Here is a 22,892-nt window from a genome sequence, read left to right as displayed (position 1 = left end):
AGGTTTTTGTCCTACGCACGGGGTCGGCGCCGGTCCTCAGAGTCGCGCTCCTTCCACGACCCATCTCCAAGCGAGGCCCCTCCCCATGTCCAAGAAAAAAGCCACCCCTTCCGTTGCCAACCTCGATGCGGCGCGCGCGGCAGCACGCAACACGGACAGCGGTCCCGCTGCACCGGCGCCCACAGCCGCTGGGAAGGACGACCTTCCCGCGCAGAAGATGATCGACGCGCAGGCGCTCGCCGCCGCCATGCTCGCCAATCCGAACAAGGCGCTCGAGCATGGCCTGGCGAATGCACAGTCCGCGCCCGTGGGCGCGACCGCCACCCCGGCATCGCGCTTGCCCACGGGGAGCACGCTCTCGGAGGCGAATGCCTCGGCCAAGACGGGCAGTGCGGCGCTCGAGGGCGTGAATGCGACCATCGATTCGCTGGACCGCGTGAGGGTGGACGCCTCGGGCCAGGCGCTCACCACCAACCAGGGCGTGCCGATCGCCGACAACCAGAACTCCCTGAAGGCAGGCGCGCGCGGGCCGGCGCTGCTCGAGGACTTCATCCTGCGCGAGAAGCTCACGCACTTCGACCACGAGCGCATTCCCGAGCGCATCGTCCATGCGCGTGGCTCGGGCGCGCATGGCTTCTTCGAAGCCTACGAGCCGCTGACGAAGTACACCAAAGCTGCGCCGTTCAAGGAGGCGGGAAAGATCACGCCGGTGTTCGTGCGCTTCTCGACCGTCGCGGGCGAACGCGGTTCCAAGGACACGGCACGCGACGTGCGCGGCTTCGCCGTCAAGTTCTACACCGACGAAGGCAACTGGGACCTGGTCGGCAACAACATGCCGGTGTTCTTCATCCAGGATGCGATCAAGTTCCCCGACCTCGTCCATGCCGTGAAGCCCGAGCCGCATCACCAGATGCCGCAGGCAGCGAGCGCGCACGACACCTTCTGGGACTTCGTCTCGCTGATGCCCGAGTCGACCCACATGCTGATGTGGCAGATGTCGGACCGCGCGATCCCGCGCAGCTACCGGATGATGCAGGGCTTCGGGGTCCATACCTTCCGGCTCGTCAACGACGCGGGCGAGTCCTTCCTCGTCAAGTTCCACTGGCAACCCAAGCTCGGCACCCACTCGCTGGTGTGGGAGGAGGCCGTGAAGATCTCGGGCGCCGACCCGGACTTTCATCGCCGCGACCTGTGGGAGGCGATCGAGGCCGGCGACTACCCGGAGTGGGAACTGGGCCTGCAGATCTTCACCGAGGAACAGGCCGAGCAGTTCAGCTTCGACATCCTCGACGCCACCAAGCTGATCCCCGAGGAGCTGGTGCCGGTGCAGATCGTCGGGCGCATGGTGCTCAACCGCAACCCCGACAACTTCTTCGCCGAGACGGAGCAGGTGGCCTTCTGCACCGCGCACATCGTGCCCGGCCTGGACTTCACCAACGACCCCCTCCTGGCGGGCCGGATCCACTCCTATGTGGACACGCAGATCAGCCGCCTGGGCGGACCGAACTTCCACGAACTGCCGATCAACGCGCCGATCGCGCAGGTGCACAACAACCAGCGCGACGGCATGCACCGGCAGGCCATCCACCGCGGCCGTGTCGCCTACGAGCCGAACTCGCTGGCGGGCGGCTGCCCGTTCCAGGCCGGCGCCGCGCAGGGCTTCACCAGCATCGCCAAGCGCCTGGATGCGAAGGAGAGCGCCGACAAGGTGCGCATCAAGCCCGAGAAGTTCGCCGACCACTACACCCAGGCACGGTTGTTCTTCGAGAGCCAGTCGGACGTCGAGAAAGCCCACATCGGCAACGCGTTCCGCTTCGAGTTGTCCAAGGTGACGGTGCCCGCGATCCGCGAGCGCGTGGTCGCGAGCCTCGCGAATGCATCGCCCGAACTGGCGGCGCGGCTCGCGCAGGACCTGGGCATGGCACTGCCCGCGCCTCTGCCCAAGGCACTCGAGAACCCGGCCCAGCCCGAGGTCGAGGTGTCGCCGCCGCTGTCACTGCTGGCGCGACCGGGCGATGGCGGCATCCGCACGCGCAAGGTGGCGATCCTGATCGCGCATGGCGTGGAAGGAACGTCGCTCGCGAAGCTAATCAGCGCACTGGTCGAGGCCGGTGCCGTGCCGCGCCTCGTTGCCGCAAGGCTCGGAACCTACAGCGGTGCCGCGGGCGAGAGCTTCGAAGCGGACGCCACGATGGAGAACTCGCCGGGCTTCCTGTTCGACGCGCTCGTCCTGCCCGATGGCGCCGCCGCGGTGGAATCCCTGGACGCCGATGCCCACACGCTGGAGTTCCTGCGCGCGCAGTACTGGCACTGCAAGACGATCCTGGCCTTCGGTGCCTCGGAAGCCCTGCTGGCCGAGGCTCAGATCCCGCTGGCGCTGCCCGATGGCTCGGCGGATGCCGGACTGGTCCTCGCGGACGCCACCGATGCGGATGCGGCGATCGCGGCCTTCATCGCCGCCATGCCGCTGCGCCATTTCGAGCGCGAGAACGATCCGCCGAAGAACTGATGCGCGCCTGTCGCGCAGCGATGGTTGCGCCAGTTCCTTGTCGCCTCCACCGAGGCCTTCTGAAGCAGGACCATGATCGGAATCGTCATTCCCGCGCACAACGAAGAGATGTTGATCGGGCCTTGCCTCGCGCGGGCAAGGGCCTGCGCCCGCGACCCCGCCCTTGGCGGCGAACGCGTGGAGATCGTCGTGGTGGCGGACCGCTGCAGCGACGCGACGGCTTCGATCGCCGCGCGGTCGGGCGCGCGCGTGCTGGACGTCGACGCGCGCAACGTCGGTTTGGCCCGGGCCACCGGTGCCAGCGCGCTGCTCGCGCTCGGCGCGCGCTGGCTGGCCTTCACCGATGCCGACACCCTGGTCGCCGAGGACTGGCTGTCGCAGCAGCTCGCGCTCGACGCCGAGGCAGTGTGCGGCACGGTCGAGGTGACCGACTGGACGCCCCATGGCGAGAACGCCCTCTTTCTGTCGCGGCACTTCGCCACGAGCTACCTCGATGTCGATGGGCATCGTCATGTGCACGGCGCGAACCTCGGCGTGGCCGCGCACGCCTATCTGCGTGCCGGAGGCTTCCAGGAGCTGGCCTGCAGCGAGGACGTCGCCCTGGTGACCGAGCTGGAGCGCACCGGCGCGAGGATCTGCTGGAGCGCGCGGCCACGCGTTTGCACGAGCGCGAGAAAGGTGGCGCGTGCACCGGGAGGCTTCGCCGATGCGCTGCTGAACGTGGTGGCCTCCCAGTTCCTGGGCAAGCCGGCGGTCGCCTGACGGCCACCGCCTCCCACGGACGGAAGCGTGCCGTTCAAGCGGACGCGCGCGCTTCGTCCTTGTGCCTCACGCAGTACTCGAGCGCCGCCTCGAGCATCGGCCAGTTGGCGAATACGTAGACACGCTCGACCCTGTCCCAGCGCCCGCCGAACTCCTTGAGCGTCAACGCGAGCCCCGAGAGGCTGCCCAGCACGGCGGGTTTGAATTGTCCATAGGGTTCGCAGTGTTCGGCCACTGTGCAGCCAAGCCGCGCCGCGAGGCCCTGCACGCGGTCCGTACCGCTCGGAGGAGGAAGAAGCATGCGCGGATTTTCGCAAAAGCCCGGGACACCATGTTCTTCGTCGCATCCCCCAAACGTGGGGTTGCCAGTCGCGTGATCGGCGTTCGGGCTGCGACGAGCACCGCGCGTTGCCTTAGGAAGACGGTAGCTCGATCAAGCCCGACAGCGGCACGGTTTCGATGCGTTCGGCGCTCGCGATCACGATCGCGCGGTCGGGCCGGCCAGCGCCGTCGGCGAGCGTGCGCCACAGGAAGCGGATCGAGTTGGCATCGAGCGCCGCGGTCGGTTCGTCGAGCAAGGTGAGCGCGCGTCCCGACGCGAGCGCGGCCGCCAGCCAGACCTTTCGCTTCGATCCGGTGGAGAGCATGTACATCGGCTTCTCAAGGTGCGGCGTCAGGGAGAAGCCCTCCACGAGGGCGCGCCACTTCGCTTCATCGAAGCCTGGATCGCCGGCACTCAACGACGCGGTGCACTGCGTCGCCGGGATGTCGTTGAAGGCGTCGGTCTCCGGGTCGACGAAAAACACGTTCCGGCCATAGGCCTCGGGCTCCTGGTCCAGGCGCGCTCCAGCGAGCTCCAGTCGGCCTTCGCCGCGAAGGCTCCCTGCAAGCAGCCGGAGGATCGTCGACTTTCCGCTCCCGTCGCCACCGTAGAGCTGGGTCAGGCCGGCGCCGATGCTGGCGCTCCAGGTGGACAGGAGCGCGGGGCGACCCGGGTAGGCGAAGCTCAAGTTCTTGACGACGAGGACGGGCGCGGTTGCCATTGGATTCATGCGCCGACCCTAACGCAAAACCGGTCCGGCTCGCTGCGCCTCCGGGAACGGCCCCCTGGATGACGGCCACGGGATTGCTACCTACTTTCGCTCGCGCTGAAAGCCGACCCCGAGGGTCGTGCCGACGTCGAGAGTGCAAGGTCTACAACAAGGAGCAGCCATGTCCCCCTACGGCGTCGATTCACCGGTCCATACGATTGAAGGGTCCGTCAGCCAGAGCGGCGTATCGTGGGGCGCCATCATCGCCGGCGCGGCGGGTGCGGCTTCGCTGTCGCTGGTTCTGCTGCTGCTCGGCACCGGCCTGGGCATGTCGTCCGTCAGCCCCTGGGCCCGTGAAGGCGCGAGTGCAAGCGCCATTGGCATCGCGACCATCCTCTGGCTCAGCTTCACGCAGCTCGCCGCTTCCGGCCTGGGCGGCTACCTGGCGGGGCGACTGCGCACGAAGTGGGCGGGGGTTCATACAGACGAGGTGTACTTCCGCGACACGGCCCATGGCTTTCTCGCCTGGGCCGTCGCCACCCTGCTGACCGCGGCGCTCCTGAGCTCCGCGGTGGGCGCCATTCTTGGCGCTGGCGTACAGGCCGGAAGTGCCGTCGCGGGCGGTGCGGCCACCGCTGCTGCCGCTGCCGGGGGAAGTGCGGGAGTCGCGGCATCGACGTCGCAGTCCGGGTCCGGGTCATCGACCGGTCCGCTCGGCTACTTCGTCGACTCGCTGTTCCGTCAGGATGCCGGCGCGACGTCGACCACCGCGAGCGATGCCGGCACGCTTGCCGTCTCGCCGCCAGCCCCGCAGGATCGCACGGCCTCGAATGCGGAGATCGCGCGGATCTTCGTCAACAGCATCGGTACCGGCGCGCTGCCTCCTGAAGACACGAGATACGTCGGCCAGGTCGTAGCGCAACGCACCGGCATGACTCAGCAAGACGCGGAAAAGCGCGTGAACGATGTCTATGCGAAGGCACAGGCCGCGCTGCGGGATGCTCAAGCCAAGACCAAGCAAGCGGCCGACGCAGCCCGCAAAGCCTCGGCCTACACGGCGCTGTGGCTGGTGGTCTCGATGCTGATCGGTGCCTTCGTCGCGAGCTTCGCGGCGACTTACGGTGGCCGCCGCCGCGATCTCTGACTCGCCCCCCGAAACCTTTCAGGAGATCCCCATGCGCTCACTTCTGCTGCTTTTTCTCGGCGTGCCGATCCCGGTGATCATCCTCATCGCGTTGTTCTTCCATTGAACACCTGACGCCGCGAGGGCGTCAGGACGCCGCAATCACCGGAAAGTCCGTCCCCAGCCACTTCTGGTACAGCTTGTTGAGCTCGCCATTCGCGCGGTTGCGCGCGACGAACTCGTCGAGCGTCTTCTTCAGCTCGGCCTGGCCGGGCCGCATGGCGATGGCCATGACCTGCTCGCGCACGGTGAACTTCTTCTCGTAGGTGTCGGGCGGCACGCGCTTGGCGATCTGCGCGGCCACGGTGGTGGAGCAGCCGATCGCATCGACCTGGCCCGAGATCAGCGCCTGCATGCCCGAGGCATCGTCGTCGAAGCGGCGGATCTCGGTGCCCTCGGGCGCCATGGCGGTCAGCGCCACGTCCTGCACGCTCGCGCGCGCCACGCCGATGCGCCGCCCCTTGAGGTCGGCCGCGCTCTTGATGTCGACCTTCTTCGCGCCATACAGGATCACGGTGGCGGTCGCATAAGGCGCCGAGAAGTCGACCTGCTTGGCGCGCTCGGGCGTGATCGCGAGCGAGGCCACGAGCAGGTCGACCTTGTTGGTCAGCAGGAACGGGATGCGGTTCGGCCCGGTGACGGGTACGAGGTTGAGCTTGACGCCGAGGTCCTTGGCCAGCAGCCGCGCGACATCGGCGTCGTAGCCGTCGGGCTGGTTCTGCGCATTGGTGGTGCCGTAGGGCGGAAAGTCCACGAGCAGCCCGATCGTGAGCTGGCCCTTCTTCTGGATTTCCGCGGCGCTTTGCGCCACGGCGGCACCGGACAGGCCGGCCATGGCGGCACCGGCCGCGACCGCCAGCAGTTGCCGGCGCGACATCGAATCGAACATCTGAGTCTCCTTGTGAATGGGTCGGCGGGGAACGAGGGAAGGGCGAAGCGAGCTCGTCACATCACGCCGAAGGTCTCGAAGGCCTCGACCGTGCTCATCCCGTTGCGGATGGCGGTGCGCACCGCGTTCTCGGTGCTGGCCTTCTCGAGCGCGCGGCGGAAGGCCTCGACCTCGGCCTCCTTCGGCACGATCAGCACGCCGTCCTGGTCGCCGAACACGATGTCGCCCGGACGAACGCGCACGCCCTGGATCTCCACCGGCACGCGGTAGTCGACGACCTTGCCGCGCGGGCCCTGGTCCTGCGAATAGCCGCCGAGCGAGAAGACCGGCAGGCCGAGCTCCAGCACCTCGTTGGTGTCGCGCGAGTAGCCGTCGAGCACCGCGCCCGCCGCCTTCAGGTGCTGGGCGCGCGTCGTCATGAGCCCGCCCCAGAGCGCGAACTGCGGCGCGCAGCCGGTCGCGACATAGACCTCGTGGGGCTTCAGGTCGTCGAGCGCCTGGAACAGCAGCCCGAAGGGCTGGCGGCTCAGCGGCGTCTTGCCCTCGGGCTCGGTGCGCGCGAAGCAGTTGGTCTCGAGCACCGGGATCGCGCGGCCTGCGATCACCATCGAGCGCTCCACCGGCCGGATGGCCGGCGGCAGGAACTGCCGCAGCAGCCCCATGGTGTCGAGGATGTCGCCCACGACGGCGGGGAACAGCTTGGTCTTCATGAGCTGGAACAGCTCGTCATCGTCTTTCCACATGCTTGTCTCGTTCGTTCGGTCAGCCAGTCGATCAATGGCCCGATTGAACGGGGCGCCCGCCCGGGTCGCAAGCTCTCACCCTATATGATAGGTAGCCGATGACCGCCCACCCCTTCGTCCTGGACAAGCTCGAGCGCGTGCCGCTGTCGGAGCAGGCCGTGCAGAGCCTGCTGGGCTACATCGAGCGCTCGCGGCTGGCGCCCGGCGCCGCGCTGCCCGGCGAAGGCCGGCTGGCCGAGATCCTCGGCGTGAGCCGGCCCGTGGTGCGCGAGGCGCTGCGCACGCTCAAGGGCATGGGGGTGGTCGACATCGCCAACGGCAAGAGCCCGATCATCCGGCGCGACCTCGACGCCACCGCGATGTCGATCTACTTCGCGCGCGCGCTGCAGGTGCTCGACAACTCCACCGAGGACCTGATGGCCGTGCGCGCGGCGCTGGAAGGCCAGTCCGCGGCGCTCGCGGCCGCGCGCCGGCAGCCGGCCCAGATCGAGCGCATGACGGCGCTGGTGACGCGCATGCAGGGCTGCCTGCGCGACCCGGCCACCTACGCGGCGCTCGACACCGAACTGCACGTCGAGATCGCGCGCGCCAGCGGCAACCCCCTGCTGTGGCAGATGATCGGCTCGATCCGCGCGTCGCTGGAATCGCTGTCGCGCCAGGGCATGGAACGGCGCAAGACCCGCAAGAGCCTGCAGCAGGTGCAGGACGGCCACGCCGAACTCGTGGCCCGCATCTGCGAGGGCGACGTGGCCGGCGCCGCGGCCGCCATGCAGGCCCACATGGCGGCGGCGCTGCATGCGCTGCTGCGCGAACCTCAGGCGTGATCGGTCGAGCGCGTCACCGCTTCCCAGGCATCGATCTCATCGGACATCGCCGCGAGCTTGGCGCGCACGAGCTCCAGCGCGTCGGTGCCCAGCAGCAGGTGCGCCGGCGGATTCGGCGCCTCGACCAGCGCGAGCAACGCCTGCGCCGCCTTCGCGGGATCGCCAGTTTGCGCGCCGCTCTTGGCCTGCCTGGCCTCGCGGATCGGATCGAAGAGCGCGTCGTAGTCCGCGATGCTGCGCTCCGATCGCACCATCGAGCGCCCGGCCCAGTCGGTGCGGAACGAGCCCGGCGCGACCGCGGTGACATGGATGCCGAAGCCCGCGACTTCCTTGCTGAGCACCTCGGAGATGCCCTCGAGCGCGAACTTGCTGCCGCAGTAGTAGGCGATGCCGGGCATGGTGATGAAGCCGCCCATCGAGGTGATGTTGACGATGTGGCCGCGGCGGCGCGTGCGCATCGAGGGCAGGACGGCCTTGATCATCGCGACCGCGCCGAAGACGTTCACGTCGAACTGGCGTTGCATCTCGGCCAGGCTGGACTCCTCGAGCGTGCCCTCGTGCCCGTAGCCCGCGTTGTTGACCAGCACGTCGATGGGCCCGTGCTCGGCGAGCAGCTGGGGAACGGAACGCTCGATCGCGTCGAAATCGGTGACGTCGAGCACCACGGCATGCGATCGGCCCGGCACGCTGCGCTCGAAGGCTTCCTTGTTGCCTTCATTCCTCACGGTACCGAGCACCGTGTGCCCCTGCGCGAGGGCGGCTGCCGCGAAGGCTTTTCCGAATCCCGAATTGACGCCCGTGATGAGGAAGGTTTTGGATGAGGTCTGGGTCATGGTCGGCTCCTTGAAGATCAGGCACCGATCGTAGAAATCGCAGCACGGTCGCGATATGCCGAGTCGCACACATGGCTTGCCTAAAACTACGAAGCCGTGGACCCGGCGGCCCGGCTGTGGCAGATTCGCGGCTCCCATGAATGACGCTCGTCCACGCAACGCACCGCCGAAGGTCTCCCCTGTGCAGCGGCAGATGGTCGATCTGGTGCAGCCCCTGGCGCCGATCGAAGGCTACAACCTCACCGTGCTGCCCGATGTCCGGATCCTCCGGTCCGACCGGCCGCTCGCCCGCGCGCCGGTGCTCTACGAGCCCGGCATCGTCATCGTGCTGCAGGGCCGCAAGCGCGGCTTTCTCGGCGACGAGGTCTACCTCTACGACGCGCAGCACTACCTGGCCGTGTCGGTGCCCGTTCCCTTCTCGATGGACACGGACGCATCGGCGCAGGAGCCACTGCTGGCGATCTACTTTCGCCTCGACTTCCAGGTCGCGGCGGAGCTGATGATGAAGCTCGACGAGCACGGGTTGGCCGAAGGCGCGGCGCCCAAGGGCCTGATGTCGACCCCGATGGACGAGCGCCTGGCCCGCGCCGTGCTGCGCTTTCTCGAAGCGATGAACTCGCCGCTCGAGGCGCCGATCCTCGGCCCCGACCTGGTTCGCGAGATCTACTTCCGCGTTCTCACCGGCGAGCAGGGCAGCGCCATCCGGGCCTCGCTCACGCGCCAGGGCCACTTCGGCAAGATCGCGAAGGCCATCCGCACCATCCATGCGCGCTTCGACCAGAAGCTCGACATCGACGGTCTCGCCGACGAAGCGGGCATGAGCCCCACCTCGTTCCATTCGCACTTCAAGGCCGTCACGTCGACCTCGCCGATCCAGTACCTGAAGACCACGCGCCTGCACCAGGCCCGGCTGATCATGGCCCGGCACCAGGTCACGGCCGCGCATGCCAGCGCGCAGGTGGGCTACGAAAGCCCCTCGCAGTTCAGCCGCGAGTTCAAGCGCATGTTCGGCCGCGGCCCGGCCGAGGAGGCCGCGCGCATGCGCGAGGCGTTCGCGCGGCCCGATCCCTCGCCGCATGCGCTGTACGTGGCCGCGCACTGAAGACCATGACACCGCTTCCGCCGCTCAACCCGCTGAAGATGTTCGAGGCCGCGGGGCGCCTGCTGAGCATCTCGAAGGCGGCCGAGGAACTGTTCGTGACGCCGGCGGCCGTCAGCCGGCAGATCCGCGTGCTCGAGGAGTTCCTGAACTTCCAGCTCTTCCGCCGCGAGCATGGCGGCCTGTCGCTGACGCCCGCGGGCGCGAAATACCTGTCGGAGATCACGCCCCTCTTCATGGCCTTGCGGGAGACCACCAACGCCGCGATGGGTGGCGGCTACCGGCGGCGCGTGCTGCGGATCCGCTCGCCAGCCACCTTCGCGGTGCGCTGGCTGATTCCGCGGCTCGCGGGCTTCCATCAGCTGCATCCGGGCATCGACGTCCAGCTGACCGCATCGGCGGCGCCGCTGGACTTCAGCCGGGAGGACATCGACGCCGGCATCGAACTCGGCGACGGCCACTGGCCGCGGCTGATCGTGCAGAAGCTGGTGCCGAACGAACTCGTGCCGGTGATGGCGCCGCGCGCGGGCGCCACCGTTCCGCGGGAGCCGCGCGAGCTGGCCTCCGAAACGCTGCTGCACTCGCTCGCGCGCATCGACGACTGGGCGCTGTGGCTGCGCGCGGCCGGCGCGCCCGGCGTCAACACCTACCAGGGCATGAAGTACGAGACCTCGCTGCTGTCCTACCAGGCGGCGGTCGAGGGGCATGGCGTGGCCATGGCGCAGAAGGCGCTGGTCGAGAAGGACCTCGCCGAGGGAAGGCTGGTGATGCCGTTCGGGCTCGCGCTCGATCGCGGCGACCACACCTACTACTTCGCCTCGCCCCGCGAACGCGAGGAATCGGTCGAGCTGGCGGCGTTCCGGCGCTGGCTGGCGGACGCGGTCGCCGCGTCGAGCACCACGATGCCCTCGGCGCTTTAACAAAAAGTCAAAGCCTCGGCAGCAAATGTCGTTTGCCCGCGGGGCAGCCGATTTCTATTCTCGAGCCTCGTTGAAACCACCCGCTGACGGTGGACGCCGGCATACCGCCGGCTTCGAGAACAAGAGGCAAGAACAGATGTTGGGAACCAGTTTGGCCGGGCTGCGCGTGCTCGACTTCTCGCACGTCGTCGCGGGTCCGTTGTGCGGCATGCTGCTCGGCGATCTCGGCGCCGAGGTCGTCAAGATCGAGTCGCCCGAAGGAGAGATGGGACGGCGCATCGGACCGCCCTGGATCCACGGCGAGAGCGTGATCTCGCTCAGCGTGAACCGCAACAAGCAGGGCCTCGCGGTCGACCTCAAGACACCGCAGGGCCGGGACCTCATGCGGCGCATGATGGCTTGCGCGGACGTGGTCATCGAAAGCTTCCGGCCCGGCGTGATGAAGCGCTTCGGCCTCGACTTCGACAGCGTGCGCGACGCCAATTCCTCGCTGGTCTACTGCTCGATCTCGGCCTACGGGCAGCACGGTCCTTCCAGTGGCAAGGCCGGCGTGGACGGGATCATCCAGGCGGTCGCGGGCTTGATGAGCACCCTCGGCCCGGCGGGGTCGCCACCCTCGAAAGTCCCGAGCCCCATCGCCGACATGGCGACCGGCTACCTGGCGACCATCGCGATCCTCGGTGCCCTCGTCCCGGTGCAGCAGGGACGCGAGGGCCAGCACATCGACGTCAGCCTCTACAACGCGACGCTGATGCTCCAGCAGGTGGGGCTTGCGTCCTACCTGGCCAGCGGCATCGAGCCCGGCAAGAGCGGAAGCGCCGCACCGTATGCGGCACCGAACGAAGCCTTTCCGACCGCCGATGGCTGGATCATGGTCGCGGCCTACCAGCCCGAGCGATGGAGCGCCCTTTGCCATGCCATCGGCCAGCCCGCGCTCGAGAAGGATCCGCTGTTCGCAGACAACGTGTCGCGGGTCAGGCATCGCGACGCGCTGTTCCAGCAACTGGCCGCGGCGTTCCAGCAGCGCCCGACCGAGGCCTGGCTTTCGACGCTCGAAGCAGTGGACATCCTCTGCGCGCCGATCGCCGGCTATGCGGAAGTCACGTCCTCGCTCCAGTACCGCGGCAGCGGCGTCGAAACCGTGATCGAGCATCCGATCGCCGGAGCGGTGCGCATGCCCGGATTCGCGATCGGAAACGCAGGCGGTGAGGGCGCGCGCGCCACACCGCCGCCACTCGTGGGAGAGCACTCCGCGGCCGTTCTCACGGCCTACGGCATCTCCCAGCAAGAGATCGACGCGCTGCTTCGCTGCGGCGCCATCACCACCCCTCCCTCCCAAAGCCTCACCGCATGACCTCCTCCCCTTCCGACCTCGTCGCATCGCGCATCGACGGCCCCGTTCTCACGATCACCATGCAGTCCGCCGCCACCGGCAACGCGCTGAACCTCGCGATGACTTCGGCGCTCGCCGATGCGCTCGAGCGCGTCAATGCGCACGAGGAGGTCCGCTGCGTGGTCCTGCGCGCCAGCGGCAAGAACTTCTGCACCGGCGGCAACGTCAACGACATGCGCGACGGCATCGACCTGATGGCGGGCAGCACGACGCAGGTGCGCGAACGGCTGCTCAAGCGCCTGCATCGCATCACGCATGCGGTGCACGGCATCGAGGTGCCGGTCATCGCCGCGATCAACGGCCTCGCGATCGGCGCGGGCTTCGACCTGTCGCTCATGTGCGATGTGCGCCTGTGCAGCGAGGACGCCCGCTTCTCCGAGAGCTTCCTGCGCCTCGGGCTGGTGTCGGGCATCGGCGGCGCCTGGTTCCTGACGCGCCTCGTCGGCCTGTCGAAGGCCATGGAGCTCACGCTGACGAGCGAGTTCATCGACGCGCAGACCGCCCTGCGCCTGGGCGTCGTTTCCCAGGTGTTCGGCGCGGGCCAGCTCCAGGAGGAAGCACGCAAGCTCGCTGAGCGGATCGCAAAGAACCCGCCCCATGGGATGCGCATGGCCAAGCGCCTCGTTCGCGATGCCAGCCAATCGACGCTGGCCGGCGCGCTCGAGCAGGCAGCCTCGATGCAGGCCATCCTGCTGTGCGGCGACGAGCACAAGAACGCGGTGCGCGGCTTCCTCGCGAACGAGCGCGGCGCCCGGTAGCCATCGAGAACAAGCAAGACAGGAGACAAGCAGATGAACAACACCGCCAGCCAGCTTTTCCGGATCGTCCGTTCGGCCTGCGTCCTCGCGGCCGCGACGATGGCGATGCCCGCCGTGTGGGCGCAAGCCGCCCCCTATCCGAGCAAGCCGATCGTGCTCGTCGTTCCCTTCGGCGCGGGCAGCGCCACCGACCAGCTCGCGCGGGCGGTCGGCGCCAGCGTCGCGGAACGCCTCAAGCAGCCGGTCGTCGTCGAGAACAAGGGCGGCGCGAGCGGGCTCATCGCGAGCCAGGAGGTGGCCCGGGCCGCGGGCGACGGCTACACGGTGCTGATCACGACCAACACCACGCAGGTCGCGAACCCGCACCTGTTCAAGAAGCTTCCCTACGATCCCGTGAAAGACTTCAAGCCGGTGACCGGCCTGGGCCGCGGCGGCATGGTGCTGGTGGTGCGCCCGGATTCGCGCCTGAAAAGCCTCGCCGACGTCATCGCCGCCGCGCGCGCTGCACCGGGCAAGCTCTCTTTCGGCGCGGGCAACTCGTCGAGCCGCATCGCCGGCGAGATGTTCAAGCAGATGAGCGGCACCGACCTGCTCTACGTGCCCTATCGCAGCAACCCCAGCGCCATGACCGACCTCATCGGCGGGCAGCTCGACATGATGATCGTCGACACCGTGACCGGCATTCCCCAGATCGAGGGCGGGCGCCTGCGCGCGATCGCCGTCTCGTCCGCCAGGCGGGTGCCGGCGCTCGCCGGCGTGCCCACCTTCGACGAATCGGGCATCAAGGGCTACGACCTCGGCTACTGGTTCGCCGCCTATGTGCCGGCCGCCACGCCGGCGCCCGTGGTGTCGAAGCTGCGCGAGGCGTTGACCGCCGCCGTCGGTGGACCTCGGACGCAAAGCTTCCTGCAGGCCTCGGGCGCCTCCGCGTGGACCACGGAGCCCGAAGAGCTTGCGAGATTCCAGGCCACCGAGTCGCGCCGATGGAGCGAGGTCATCAAGGCCGCCGGCATCGAGCCGGAGTGACCTCCGCGCCCGCTTACTGAGGGCTGGTCGTCCGGCCCTGGCCCGTGGTTTGCGTGTTGGGGTTCTCGCCCGCCTTCGAACCCATCGACGAGTTCGTGCCGGGGCGCGTCTTCTGGTTCGACGCCTTGCCCTGCGGGTTCAGGTTGCCACCCGACATCGAATTGCCCTGGCTGGTCGCGGAAGGCTGGGTGGTGGCCGAGGTGCCGCCATTCTTCGGTTGCGTCGCGACGCTGTCCGAGCTGTTCAGGCCCGGCCCGCCGCCGCCGCTGCCACCGGATTGAGCCAGGGCGGGCACGACGGCCAGAGCAAAACCGCTAACGCAAAGGATTCGGGTGATTCGGTTCATGAAGAAGACTTTCCTGAAGTGGTGAAGAGAAGACTTCAATGAACCGCCATGCCGCATCCGCCCGGGTGGGGCATCCGCGCCCTCCCCTGTCAGCCAACGCGCACCCCACGCGACCCACGCCATGAGCCGCCGGTTTCCTACGGCCGTTCCGCGAACGCGCGGGCACGGTACCGGCCATGGCCTCCTCCTCGACCCGCACCGCCCGCTCGCCCGGTCTTCTCAGCCTGTGCAAGGACGCCGTGATGGCATGGATCGACGACTTCGCGCCGAGCATGGGCGCGGCGATCTCGTACTACACGATGTTCTCGCTGGCGCCGCTGCTGGTGATCGTGATCGCGGTGGCCGGCGCGCTGTTCGGCGCCGAAGCCGTGCAGGGCCAGATCGCGGCGCAGCTCTCGGGCCTGATCGGCGCGGAAGGCGCGCTCGCGGTGCAGGGGCTGATCCGCAGCGCCAGCGAACCCTCGCGCGGGCTGGTGGCCGGCGCGATCAGCATCGTCGTGCTGGTGGTCGGCGCCACCACGGTCTTCGCCGAACTCCAGAGCGCGCTCGACCGCATCTGGCATGTGCCCGAGCGCGTGAAGCCGCAGGGCGTGTGGGGCATCCTGCGTGCGCGCGTGCTGTCGTTCGGGCTGATCCTCGGCCTCGCGTTCCTGCTCATGGTCTCACTCGTGGTGAGCGCGGCGCTGGCCGCCCTGGGAAGCTGGAGCGCCGCGCTGCTGCCGGGATGGGAGGTGCTGCTGCAGGGCCTCAACGTCCTCGTCTCGCTCGCGATCCTCACCGTGCTGTTCGCGATGATCTTCAAGTTCATGCCGAGCGCGCCCATTGCCTGGCGCGACGTGTGGATCGGCGCCGGCGTGACTGCCGTGCTGTTCGAGATCGGCAAGGTGCTGATCGGCCTGTACCTCGGCAAGAGCGGCGTCAACGAATCCTTCGCGGCCGCGGGCTCGCTGGTGGTGCTGCTGGCCTGGGTCTACTACGCGGCGCAGATCTTCCTGCTGGGGGCGGAGTTCACGAAGGTCTATGCCAATGCCCATGGGTCGGTGGCCGCAGGCAAGGCGCAGGCGGCCACAGAGGAAGCCGCGCGGCAGGCGGAGGTGGGCACGGACAGCCAGGGCCCGAGCGCGCGCGTGCTGTCGGAGGATGGCCATCGCGCATCGCGCGGGCTGGCATCGACACTGGCCGTGTTCGCCAGCGGCGCGCTCTTCATGGCGCTGGCGACGCGCCGCACGCGGCGGATCAGGCCGGTGCGGGCACCGCGAAGCTAGCGGCGCCAGCCGCCGCGAGTCCGGCCGCCCTCTTGCGCGACGCGCGCCGGCGGCTCACGTAGTCGGGATGAAAGCAGCGCCGGCTGCCATCCTCGAAAGCCACCGTCACCATCCCGTCGGTCGATGCCACGACGACGCCGGCGCCGAAGCGCTTGACCTTTACCGGATCGCTCTCGGCGAAAGGCGCGCGCTCACGCGTCGCGGCCTTCGCGGTCTGCTCGCTCACCACGATGGGCTGCGCCATGGCGGCCTCGTGCGCCGCGATGCGCCGGCAGTTGTCGCAGGTGCCGCAGCGCTTCGCGGTGGCCGAGGGATCGAGATCGTCGAGCAGCAGCTGCCAGCGGCACTGGCCCGACTGCGCATAGGCCAGCATGCGCTCTAGGGTCTCGCGGTCTTGCTCGCGCCGCGCCTTGTAGCCGTCGAGCATCGCGCCAAAGTCGGCGCGCTCGGCCATCGCCTGACGCAGCGAGATGCGCCCGCGCCGGTCGATGGCCAGCAGCTTCTGCTGCCGCAGCAAGGCGATCGCCGCCTGCATGCGCGTGCGCGGACGCTCCAGCGCATCGAGCAGGTTCGCGGCGGTCCAGCCCTCGGGCGCGGGCGGCTCCGCCAGCAGTTGCCGGTACACGGCATCGAGGTCCTCGAGCTGCGGATAGCGGCCCGCGAGAAAGAACTGCTGCACCGACCGATCCTTGGCATGGAACAGCAGCACGCAGCGCGCGCGCTCGCCGTCACGACCCGCGCGGCCGGCCTCCTGGTAGTAGGCATGCAGGCTCGACGGCATCTGGCAATGCACGACGAAGCGGATGTCGGGCTTGTCGATGCCCATGCCGAAGGCATTGGTCGCGACCATCACGCGCGCGCTGCCCGCCATGAACGCTTCCTGCGCCTCGGCGCGTTCGCGCGCACCGAGCTTGCCGTGATAGAGCGCGACCGATTGATCGGCCGCCTTCAGGGTATCGAAGGCCTCCTGCGCGGCCTTCACCGTGGCGGCGTAGACGATGCCGCTGCCGGCCTCCTCGCGCACCAGTTCGACGATGCGCCGCTGGCGATCCGGCTCCTGCGTCATCTGCTCGACCGCGAACTGCAGGTTGGCGCGGTAGGCGCCGGTATCGATCAGGCCGGCGCGCGGAATGCCCAGGTTCTTCATGACGTCAGCCGCCACCTCCTCGCCCGCGGTGGCCGTGAGCGCGAGCACGGGCGGGCCGCCGAGCGCGCGCACGGCCGGACCGATCTCGAGGAAAGCGGGCCGGAAGTCATGGCCCCATTGGGAAATGCAATGCGCTTCGTCGACCGCGACCAGCGCCACGGGATGGGTCGACAAGCGCCGCACGAACGCGGGGTCCGACAGCCGCTCGGGCGTGACCAGCACGATGCGCGCGCTGCCGTCGTCGATCGCCTGCTCGGCCCGTTCCAGCTCTTCGGCGCCCAGTGCGCTGTTGACCTGCACGGCGGCGATGCCCAGCGTCCGCAGCTTGTCGCACTGGTCCTTCATCAACGCGATGAGCGGCGACACGACCAGCGTGCGGCCCTCGAGCAGCAGGGCCGGCAGCTGGTAGCACAGCGACTTGCCGGCGCCGGTGGGCATCACGGCCAGCGTCGAGCGGCCGGCCATCACGCGCTCGATGACCTCGGCCTGGCCCGCGCGCAGGCGGGCATGGCCGAACACGTGGCGCAGCGTGTGCTTGAGGCGCGCCGCCGCATCGGGAACGCTTGGCATCAGGCGGTCTCTTCGTCGTCGTCCTCGCCGTCGTTCTCGTCGGCAAGTTCCTCGGCGCTCAGCGCTTCGGGGTCGTCGACGGCGTCGGCGACTTCCGTCGCGGCGTCCGGAAAGACGCCCACGCGGTCGGGCAGGATGTCCGCGTTGGTCGCCGGTTCCTCGCCGCCGTCGATGATGGCGCGGTCGTCGCCCGCGGCATCGCTGCCGCTGTCGCTGGAATCGCTGGGGCCGAGGGCGCCGGCGTCGGTGCCCTTGGGGGCGGTCGGGGCGTGCTCGCCGCCGAGGATGCTGCTGGTTGCCATGTGCGTCGTTTCCTTGAAATCCTTGGGAGACAGGCGCACAGACTGGGAGCCATCGGGCGCGTCGGAAGTAGGAAATTCGCGCATCCGGGCCGCCATCGATGTCTACGAATGCGGATTGCCTCGACAGGCACCTCAGACCGGCGCGTAGCTCCCCGTGCCCCCGGGCCAGGACGTGAGCACCTCATGCCCCTCGGGCGTCACGGCCACCATGTGCTCCCACTGGGCCGACAGCGACCGGTCCTTGGTCACCACCGTCCACCCGTCGGGCAGGTGCCGGATCTCGCGCCCGCCCGCGTTGAGCATCGGCTCGATGGTGAACACCATGCCCGGCACGAGCCGCAGGCCCTCGCCGCGGCGTCCGTAGTGCAGCACCTGCAGGTCCTCGTGGTAGACCTGCCCGATGCCATGGCCGCAGAACTCGCGCACCACGCCGAAGTGCTCGCGCTGCGCTACCGACTGGATCGCATGGCCGACATCGCCGAGCGTGGCGCCCGGCCTGACGGCGAGGATGCCGGCGCGCATCGCTTCGTAGGTCGTTTCCACCAGCCGGCGCGCGAGCACGCTGGGCGCGCCGACGAAGTACATGCGGCTGGTGTCGCCGAACCATCCGTCCTTGATCACGGCCACGTCGATGTTGACGATGTCGCCCTTCTTCAGGATCTTGTCGGGCGAGGGAATGCCGTGGCACACCACCTGGTTGACCGAGGTGAGGATGGTCTTCGGATACCCCTGGTAGCCCACGTTGGCCGGGATGAGGCCCTGCACGTTCACGATGTAGTCGTGGCAGATGCGGTCGAGCGTTTCGGTGCTCACGCCCGGCACCACGTGCGGCTCGATCATGGCGAGCACTTCGGCCGCGAGCCGGCCGGCCTGGCGCGCCTTCTCGATCTCCTCGGGGGACTTGATGTGGATGCCGGATGCCATGGGTACTCAACACCTTCAATGCATGTCGTATATACGAAACATATATGAATCATACATGCTTCGTTGCATCGACCCTCGCCCGGAAGGATGTGCCGGCGTGACACGGGCGCTGCCTATACTGGTTCGCAGGAGGGGAACATGCTGTCATTCATCCGCCGCCTTTTCGACCGGAAGCCCGGCACCGAACAGGTCGCCCGATTGCTCCTGCAGGAGCTGCAACGCCTTCTCCCCGAAGAGAAGCTGGTCCTCGATCCCGAGCAGTTCCTGATCCGCCGCGCCGACGGCGGCACGATCTACCTGCACAACCTCTACACCGACTACTGCCAGGCCCGGCCGGCGGAGCGCCGCGAGCAGATCGCGCGCTTTGCGCTGGGGGTCGCGGGCATCGGCAGCGACCGGCCCGCCGATTTCGAAGAAGCGCGGCCGCGGCTGCTGCCGATCCTGCGGCGTCTCGCCGGCGTGGACCTCGCGCGGATCTCGCATGGCGACTTCTCGAAGAAGCTCGAGGACACCATGGTGTGGACCCCCTTCTCGCCGACGCTCGGCGCGGCCGTCGCCATCGACAGCGACCATGCGATCGCGCAGGTGAGCCCCCACGACCTCAAGCGCTGGGGCATCGGCTTCGAGCAGGCCTTCGAGATCGCGGTCGAAAACCTGCGCCACAAGGCCGCGCCGGCCTTCGGCCAGCTCGCGCCCGGGCTCTACGTGTCGAACTACGGCGACTACTACGACGCCGGCCGCATCTTCCTGCACGAGCTTGCCTGGCAGCTGCCGCTCGACGGCGACCCGGTGGCGATGGCGCCGAACCGCACCTGCCTGCTGGTCTGCGGTGCCGGCGATGCGGACGCGCTCGAGAACATGATCGCCACCGCGCGCCGGGTGCTGCGCGAGCAGTCGCGCCCGCTGAGCGCCGAGATGTTCAGGCTGCGCGACAAGGCATGGTCGCTGTGGACCCCGCCCGGGCAGGCCGGTGTGCAGCTCACGGCGCTGCTGCGCGAGGAAAAGGCGGTCGACTATAACGACCAGCAGGAGGTGCTGGAGAAGGCCCACGTGGCGGCCGGCGTCGACGTCTTCGTCGCCAAGCACAGCCTGCTGCAGCGCGACTCCGATGGCGCCGTGATCAGCTATGCCGTGCTGCCCAAGGGCGTCGACACCTGGCTGCCCGAAGCCGACCTGGTCTTTCTCTGCGAGGTCGCGGGCGAAACCCCGACCATCGTCGCGTGGCCGCATTTCGCCGAGCATGCGGGCCACCTGATCGAGCGGCTGCCGCTGGCCGTGCCGCGCTGGAAGGTGCTCGGCTATCCCGAGGGCGACTGCCTGCGGCGGCTGCAGGAACTGGCGACGACGGTGGAGGCCGTGCGGCTCCAGTGAGCAAGACAGCGACGAACGCCGCGTTCAGCCCGCCGCATCCTCCGCGCCGTCGAGCAGGCGCGCGGCCTCCTGCAGGTCGGTCGTCTCGAAGCCCTCGGTGAAGCGGGCGAACACGTCCGCGAGCAGATCGCGGCCCTCCTGCGCGCGCTCGCCATCGGCCCACAGCCACGCCAGGTCCATCGCCACGCGCAGCTCCCACGAACGCGCGCCCTGCTGGCGGCTGACCGCCAGCGCCTCGTCCAGACATTGCTGCGCCTGCGCAAGACGCGGGGCCGGCCCGCCCGACAGCGCGCGCGCCTTCACGCGCAGCAACTCCGGCAGGTTGTAGAGGTCGCCCTTGGCATGGACCAACGCGAGCGTGTCGTCCATCAGGGCCAGGGCTTCGTCGTGCCGGCCGGTCATGACCAGGCCTTCCGCGAGCGTGAGGTTGAAGGCAGAGGTCAGCAGCTCGTAGCGCGATTCGCGCAGCTCGACCAGGCAGCCCTGCAAGGCGCGCACGCCCTGCTCGGCATCGCCGCGCCGCACGCAGAGCTCGCCCTTCACGCCGCGGCCCACCGCGAGGTAGGGCGTCAGCGAATGCGATTCGGCGAAGGCGATGAAGCTGTCGATGTCGCGCTCGGCGCGCTCGAGATCGCCGGCCCAGAGATAGACCGACACGGCCCAGATCAGCGCGATGCACAGCGTGACCGGATGGTTGAGTTCGCGCGCCTCGTCGACCGCGCGCTGCGCCAGCGCCATCGCCTGCGACGGGTGGCCCTGCAGCCACAGGGTGCGGGCCAGCGAGATGCAGGCGCGGTTGTGGAAGTCGAAGCCCGAGTAGATGCTGGTGCCCTGCCGCGACAGCGTCGATCCCGCGATCGCGGCCTCGAGAAAATGCCGCGCGCCGGCCTGGTCGCCCAGCAGGTGGTTCGACAACCCCACGAGCGAATCCGCGATGGCCCGCGCGGTCGGGTCGTCGATCGAGGCCGCCACGCGCGCACAGCGATTCGCATGGCTCAGCGACTCGACGAAGTCGCCGATGCGCTCGTGGAAGATCTGCAGCCGCGCCAGCAGTTGGACCTGGCTCGCGCCGTCGCCGAGCACCTCGGCCACCTGCAGGCTGCGCTCGAGCGCATGCCGCACCTCGTCGCTGTTGCCGCGCGTGAACATCTGCGAGAGGCCGACGGCCGCTTGCAGGTGCATCTCCACCGCGCTGCCGCGCGCGGCGGGCGTGAGTTCGGCCAGCGCGCGCTTCGACCAGCCATGGCACTCGGCCAGCAGCGACATCGCCATGAAGGCCGGCACGGCCGCCACCGCCAGCGAGAGGCCCAGGTCTCTGTCGCCGCCGCGGTCGAAGCACCAGGCGAGCGCCGCGCGCACATTGCCGAGGTCGGCCAGGTCCGAGGCACGCGCGGTGTCGCCCGAGAACGCATCGTGCTCGGCGGCCATGCGCTCGAGCCGCGTGCGGAAGTGCAGCGCATGGCGGCGCGCGCTCGCCTCGGCGGTCTGCTCATCGGCCTTGGCGAGCGCATAGGCGCGCGTGCTCTCGAGCAGGCGGTACTGCGCGGAGCCGCCCGCGCGATGCACCGCGAGCAGCGATTTCTCGGCCAGGCTCGCGATCGCGTCGACCACCTGCGCCTGCGTCAGCGCCTCGTCGGCCACCACCTGCCGCGCGGCCTCGAGCGAGAAGCGGCCGACGAAGACCGCGAGCCGGCACAGCACCTCGCGCTCGCGCGGGTCGAGCAGCTCGTAGCTCCAGTCCAGCGTGGCCTGCAGCGTCTGGTGGCGCGGCCGCGCCGTGCGCTGGCCGAGCCACGACAACGCCAGCCGCTCGTCGAGCAGCGCGGCGGTCTGGCGCAGGCCATAGGTGGTCACGCGGCGCGCCGCGAGCTCGATCGCGAGCGCGAGGCCGTCGAGCTTCCTGCAGATGCCCGCGACGACCTGCGCGTCGGCATCGTCGAGCGCCGGCATTGCGCCGCTCGCGCCGGCTCGGTCCATGAACAGGCGCGTGGCCGGGTACAGCAGCACGTCGCGCGCGAGCAGGCCGGGCTGGTCGGGCGGCGTGGCCAGCGGGTCGAGCGGATGGATGTGCTCGCCCGGCACGCGCAGCGCCTCGCGGCTGGTCGCGAGCAGGTGGATGCCGGGCGCGGCCTGGAAGATGCGCTCGGCCAGCGACGCAGCCGCCGCGATCACGTGCTCGCAGTTGTCGAGGATCAGCAGCATCCGCCGCCCGCGCAGGTAGGCGACGAGGCTGGGCACCGGATCGGCCGAGCGCACCGACAGCCCGAGCATCGAGGCAATGGCGCTCGGCACCAGGCCGGGGTCGGCCAGCATCGAGAGGTCGACGAACACCACCGCGCCGTCGAAGCCGCTCAACATGTCCTGCCCCACGCGGATCGCGACCGAGGTCTTGCCCACGCCGCCCGAACCCACGATGGTGACGAAGCGGCTCCTGGCGAGCTGGGCCGGAATCGCCGCCAGGTCCTTGGCGCGGCCCAGCAGTTCCAGCGGCTGCGCCGGCAGGCCCGGTTCGATCGGCCCCACCGTCGCTGCTGCGTCGGCTCGGACTTCGGCCACGGCCTCGCCGCGCGTGACGCGTGCGACGAAGCAATAGCCGCGGCCCACCACGTTCGACAGGTAGCGCGCGCCGTCCTGGCCGTCGTTCAAGGCCTGGCGCAGCATCGTGATCTGGTAGCGCAGGCTGCCGTCGGACACCACCATGCCGGGCCAGGCGCGCGCCATCAACTCCTGCTTGCTCACGATCGCGTTGGCCTTCGCGACCAGCACCAGCAGCACGTCCATCGCGCGACCGCCGAGCTCCACCGGTTCGCCGTCGCGCGCGAGCAGGCGTTCGCCCACGCGCAGCGTGAAGGGTCCGAAGTGAAGGATGTCGTCGGCCCCGGAGGGCGGTGCGTCGCTCATGGCGGGTGGGGAATCTGCGGGCGTCGGGGCGCGCCGAGGATACCCGAGCCGCATGCTGCCGGCGCGGGCTTCGCGGGGCCGGCGCGCGGCGGATTT

22 protein-coding genes are annotated in these 22,892 nt (G+C 69.2%); 12 read left to right on the top strand and 10 right to left on the bottom strand.

What is annotated here, in order from left to right:
• Positions 1-85: 85 nt before the first annotated feature.
• Positions 86-2,509, top strand: a complete 2,424-nt coding sequence (locus AC07RV_RS33760; protein ID WP_296779364.1) for a catalase — start codon at positions 86-88, stop codon at positions 2,507-2,509.
• A gap of 72 nt (positions 2,510-2,581) precedes the next feature.
• The gene (locus tag AC07RV_RS33755; RefSeq protein ID WP_296779361.1) at positions 2,582-3,271 is read left to right on the top strand and encodes a glycosyltransferase family 2 protein; all 690 of its coding nucleotides are present in this window, start codon (positions 2,582-2,584) and stop codon (positions 3,269-3,271) included.
• 34 nt (positions 3,272-3,305) lie between these two features.
• Here the strand turns inward: AC07RV_RS33755 and AC07RV_RS33750 are convergent, their stop codons facing one another.
• Positions 3,306-3,572, bottom strand: a complete 267-nt coding sequence (locus AC07RV_RS33750) for a hypothetical protein (protein ID WP_208508194.1) — start codon at positions 3,570-3,572, stop codon at positions 3,306-3,308.
• Positions 3,573-3,684: 112 nt separating this feature from the next.
• Entirely contained in the window at positions 3,685-4,314 is a 630-nt protein-coding gene (locus tag AC07RV_RS33745; protein WP_366929000.1) for an ABC transporter ATP-binding protein, read from the bottom strand.
• Between the two features lie 169 nt (positions 4,315-4,483).
• Here AC07RV_RS33745 and AC07RV_RS33740 point away from each other — a divergent pair, with 169 nt between their 5' ends.
• The gene (locus AC07RV_RS33740; protein ID WP_296779354.1) at positions 4,484-5,446 is read left to right on the top strand and encodes a hypothetical protein; all 963 of its coding nucleotides are present in this window, start codon (positions 4,484-4,486) and stop codon (positions 5,444-5,446) included.
• Positions 5,424-5,552, top strand: coding sequence for a hypothetical protein (locus tag AC07RV_RS33735; RefSeq protein ID WP_431513502.1), 129 nt, complete (start codon positions 5,424-5,426; stop codon positions 5,550-5,552). The genes AC07RV_RS33740 and AC07RV_RS33735 overlap by 23 nt, the downstream gene beginning before the upstream one ends.
• A 21-nt stretch (positions 5,553-5,573) precedes the next feature.
• Here AC07RV_RS33735 and AC07RV_RS33730 read toward each other — a convergent pair whose 3' ends face one another.
• Positions 5,574-6,374, bottom strand: a complete 801-nt coding sequence (locus tag AC07RV_RS33730) for a transporter substrate-binding domain-containing protein (protein WP_093352892.1) — start codon at positions 6,372-6,374, stop codon at positions 5,574-5,576.
• 56 nt (positions 6,375-6,430) lie between these two features.
• Positions 6,431-7,117 (bottom strand): RraA family protein, encoded by a 687-nt coding sequence (locus AC07RV_RS33725; protein WP_296779351.1) that lies wholly within the window; start codon positions 7,115-7,117, stop codon positions 6,431-6,433.
• A gap of 98 nt (positions 7,118-7,215) precedes the next feature.
• On the opposite strand from AC07RV_RS33725, the gene AC07RV_RS33720 reads away from it, so the two are divergent.
• Positions 7,216-7,941 (top strand): FadR/GntR family transcriptional regulator, encoded by a 726-nt coding sequence (locus AC07RV_RS33720; protein WP_203207964.1) that lies wholly within the window; start codon positions 7,216-7,218, stop codon positions 7,939-7,941.
• Here AC07RV_RS33720 and AC07RV_RS33715 read toward each other — a convergent pair.
• Positions 7,932-8,774: an oxidoreductase gene (locus AC07RV_RS33715; RefSeq protein WP_296779344.1), complete on the bottom strand. Its 843-nt coding sequence runs from the start codon at positions 8,772-8,774 to the stop codon at positions 7,932-7,934. The two genes, AC07RV_RS33720 and AC07RV_RS33715, sit on opposite strands and share 10 nt — an antisense overlap.
• A 136-nt stretch (positions 8,775-8,910) precedes the next feature.
• Between AC07RV_RS33715 and AC07RV_RS33710 the strand changes: the two genes are divergently transcribed.
• The 5 genes from AC07RV_RS33710 to AC07RV_RS33690 are packed head-to-tail and all read left to right on the top strand — an operon-like array spanning position 8,911 to position 13,970.
• The gene (locus tag AC07RV_RS33710) at positions 8,911-9,876 is read left to right on the top strand and encodes an AraC family transcriptional regulator (protein WP_296779342.1); all 966 of its coding nucleotides are present in this window, start codon (positions 8,911-8,913) and stop codon (positions 9,874-9,876) included.
• Positions 9,877-9,881: 5 nt separating this feature from the next.
• Positions 9,882-10,793, top strand: a complete 912-nt coding sequence (gene gcvA, locus AC07RV_RS33705; protein WP_296779339.1) for a transcriptional regulator GcvA — start codon at positions 9,882-9,884, stop codon at positions 10,791-10,793.
• A 25-nt stretch (positions 10,794-10,818) separates the two neighbouring features.
• Positions 10,819-12,147 carry a CaiB/BaiF CoA transferase family protein gene (locus AC07RV_RS33700; protein ID WP_492715169.1) on the top strand — a complete coding sequence of 443 codons (1,329 nt, stop codon included), beginning with the start codon at positions 10,819-10,821 and terminating at the stop codon, positions 12,145-12,147.
• Positions 12,144-12,944: an enoyl-CoA hydratase-related protein gene (locus AC07RV_RS33695; protein ID WP_296779332.1), complete on the top strand. Its 801-nt coding sequence runs from the start codon at positions 12,144-12,146 to the stop codon at positions 12,942-12,944. Before AC07RV_RS33700 ends, AC07RV_RS33695 begins: the two co-directional genes overlap by 4 nt.
• 33 nt (positions 12,945-12,977) lie before the next feature.
• Positions 12,978-13,970, top strand: coding sequence for a Bug family tripartite tricarboxylate transporter substrate binding protein (locus AC07RV_RS33690; protein ID WP_296779330.1), 993 nt, complete (start codon positions 12,978-12,980; stop codon positions 13,968-13,970).
• A gap of 13 nt (positions 13,971-13,983) precedes the next feature.
• On the opposite strand, the gene AC07RV_RS33685 is transcribed toward AC07RV_RS33690, so the two are convergent.
• The gene (locus AC07RV_RS33685; RefSeq protein ID WP_296779328.1) at positions 13,984-14,316 is read right to left on the bottom strand and encodes a hypothetical protein; all 333 of its coding nucleotides are present in this window, start codon (positions 14,314-14,316) and stop codon (positions 13,984-13,986) included.
• Between the two features lie 176 nt (positions 14,317-14,492).
• On the opposite strand from AC07RV_RS33685, the gene AC07RV_RS33680 reads away from it, so the two are divergent.
• Positions 14,493-15,581: a YihY/virulence factor BrkB family protein gene (locus AC07RV_RS33680; protein WP_296779325.1), complete on the top strand. Its 1,089-nt coding sequence runs from the start codon at positions 14,493-14,495 to the stop codon at positions 15,579-15,581.
• Here AC07RV_RS33680 and AC07RV_RS33675 read toward each other — a convergent pair.
• The 3 genes from AC07RV_RS33675 to map form a co-directional block, all read right to left on the bottom strand.
• Complete coding sequence (locus tag AC07RV_RS33675) at positions 15,553-17,298, bottom strand: RecQ family ATP-dependent DNA helicase (RefSeq protein WP_296779322.1); 1,746 nt, start codon at positions 17,296-17,298, stop codon at positions 15,553-15,555. The genes AC07RV_RS33680 and AC07RV_RS33675 overlap by 29 nt on opposite strands.
• A complete protein-coding gene (locus AC07RV_RS33670; protein WP_296779319.1) occupies positions 17,298-17,600 on the bottom strand; it encodes a hypothetical protein in 303 nt (100 codons plus the stop codon). The genes AC07RV_RS33675 and AC07RV_RS33670 overlap by 1 nt, the downstream gene beginning before the upstream one ends.
• Before the next feature lie 132 nt (positions 17,601-17,732).
• Positions 17,733-18,524 carry a type I methionyl aminopeptidase gene (gene map, locus AC07RV_RS33665; RefSeq protein WP_296779318.1) on the bottom strand — a complete coding sequence of 264 codons (792 nt, stop codon included), beginning with the start codon at positions 18,522-18,524 and terminating at the stop codon, positions 17,733-17,735.
• Positions 18,525-18,662: 138 nt separating this feature from the next.
• Between map and AC07RV_RS33660 the strand changes: the two genes are divergently transcribed.
• Positions 18,663-19,895 carry a DUF1444 domain-containing protein gene (locus AC07RV_RS33660; RefSeq protein WP_296779315.1) on the top strand — a complete coding sequence of 411 codons (1,233 nt, stop codon included), beginning with the start codon at positions 18,663-18,665 and terminating at the stop codon, positions 19,893-19,895.
• Between the two features lie 24 nt (positions 19,896-19,919).
• Here AC07RV_RS33660 and AC07RV_RS33655 read toward each other — a convergent pair whose 3' ends face one another.
• Complete coding sequence (locus tag AC07RV_RS33655) at positions 19,920-22,796, bottom strand: ATP-binding protein (RefSeq protein WP_296779313.1); 2,877 nt, start codon at positions 22,794-22,796, stop codon at positions 19,920-19,922.
• Positions 22,797-22,892 lie beyond the last annotated feature (96 nt).

The organism is Variovorax sp. GW821-FHT09B01 (genome assembly GCF_059418345.1).
This window is presented reverse-complemented; position numbering and strand designations above follow the sequence as displayed.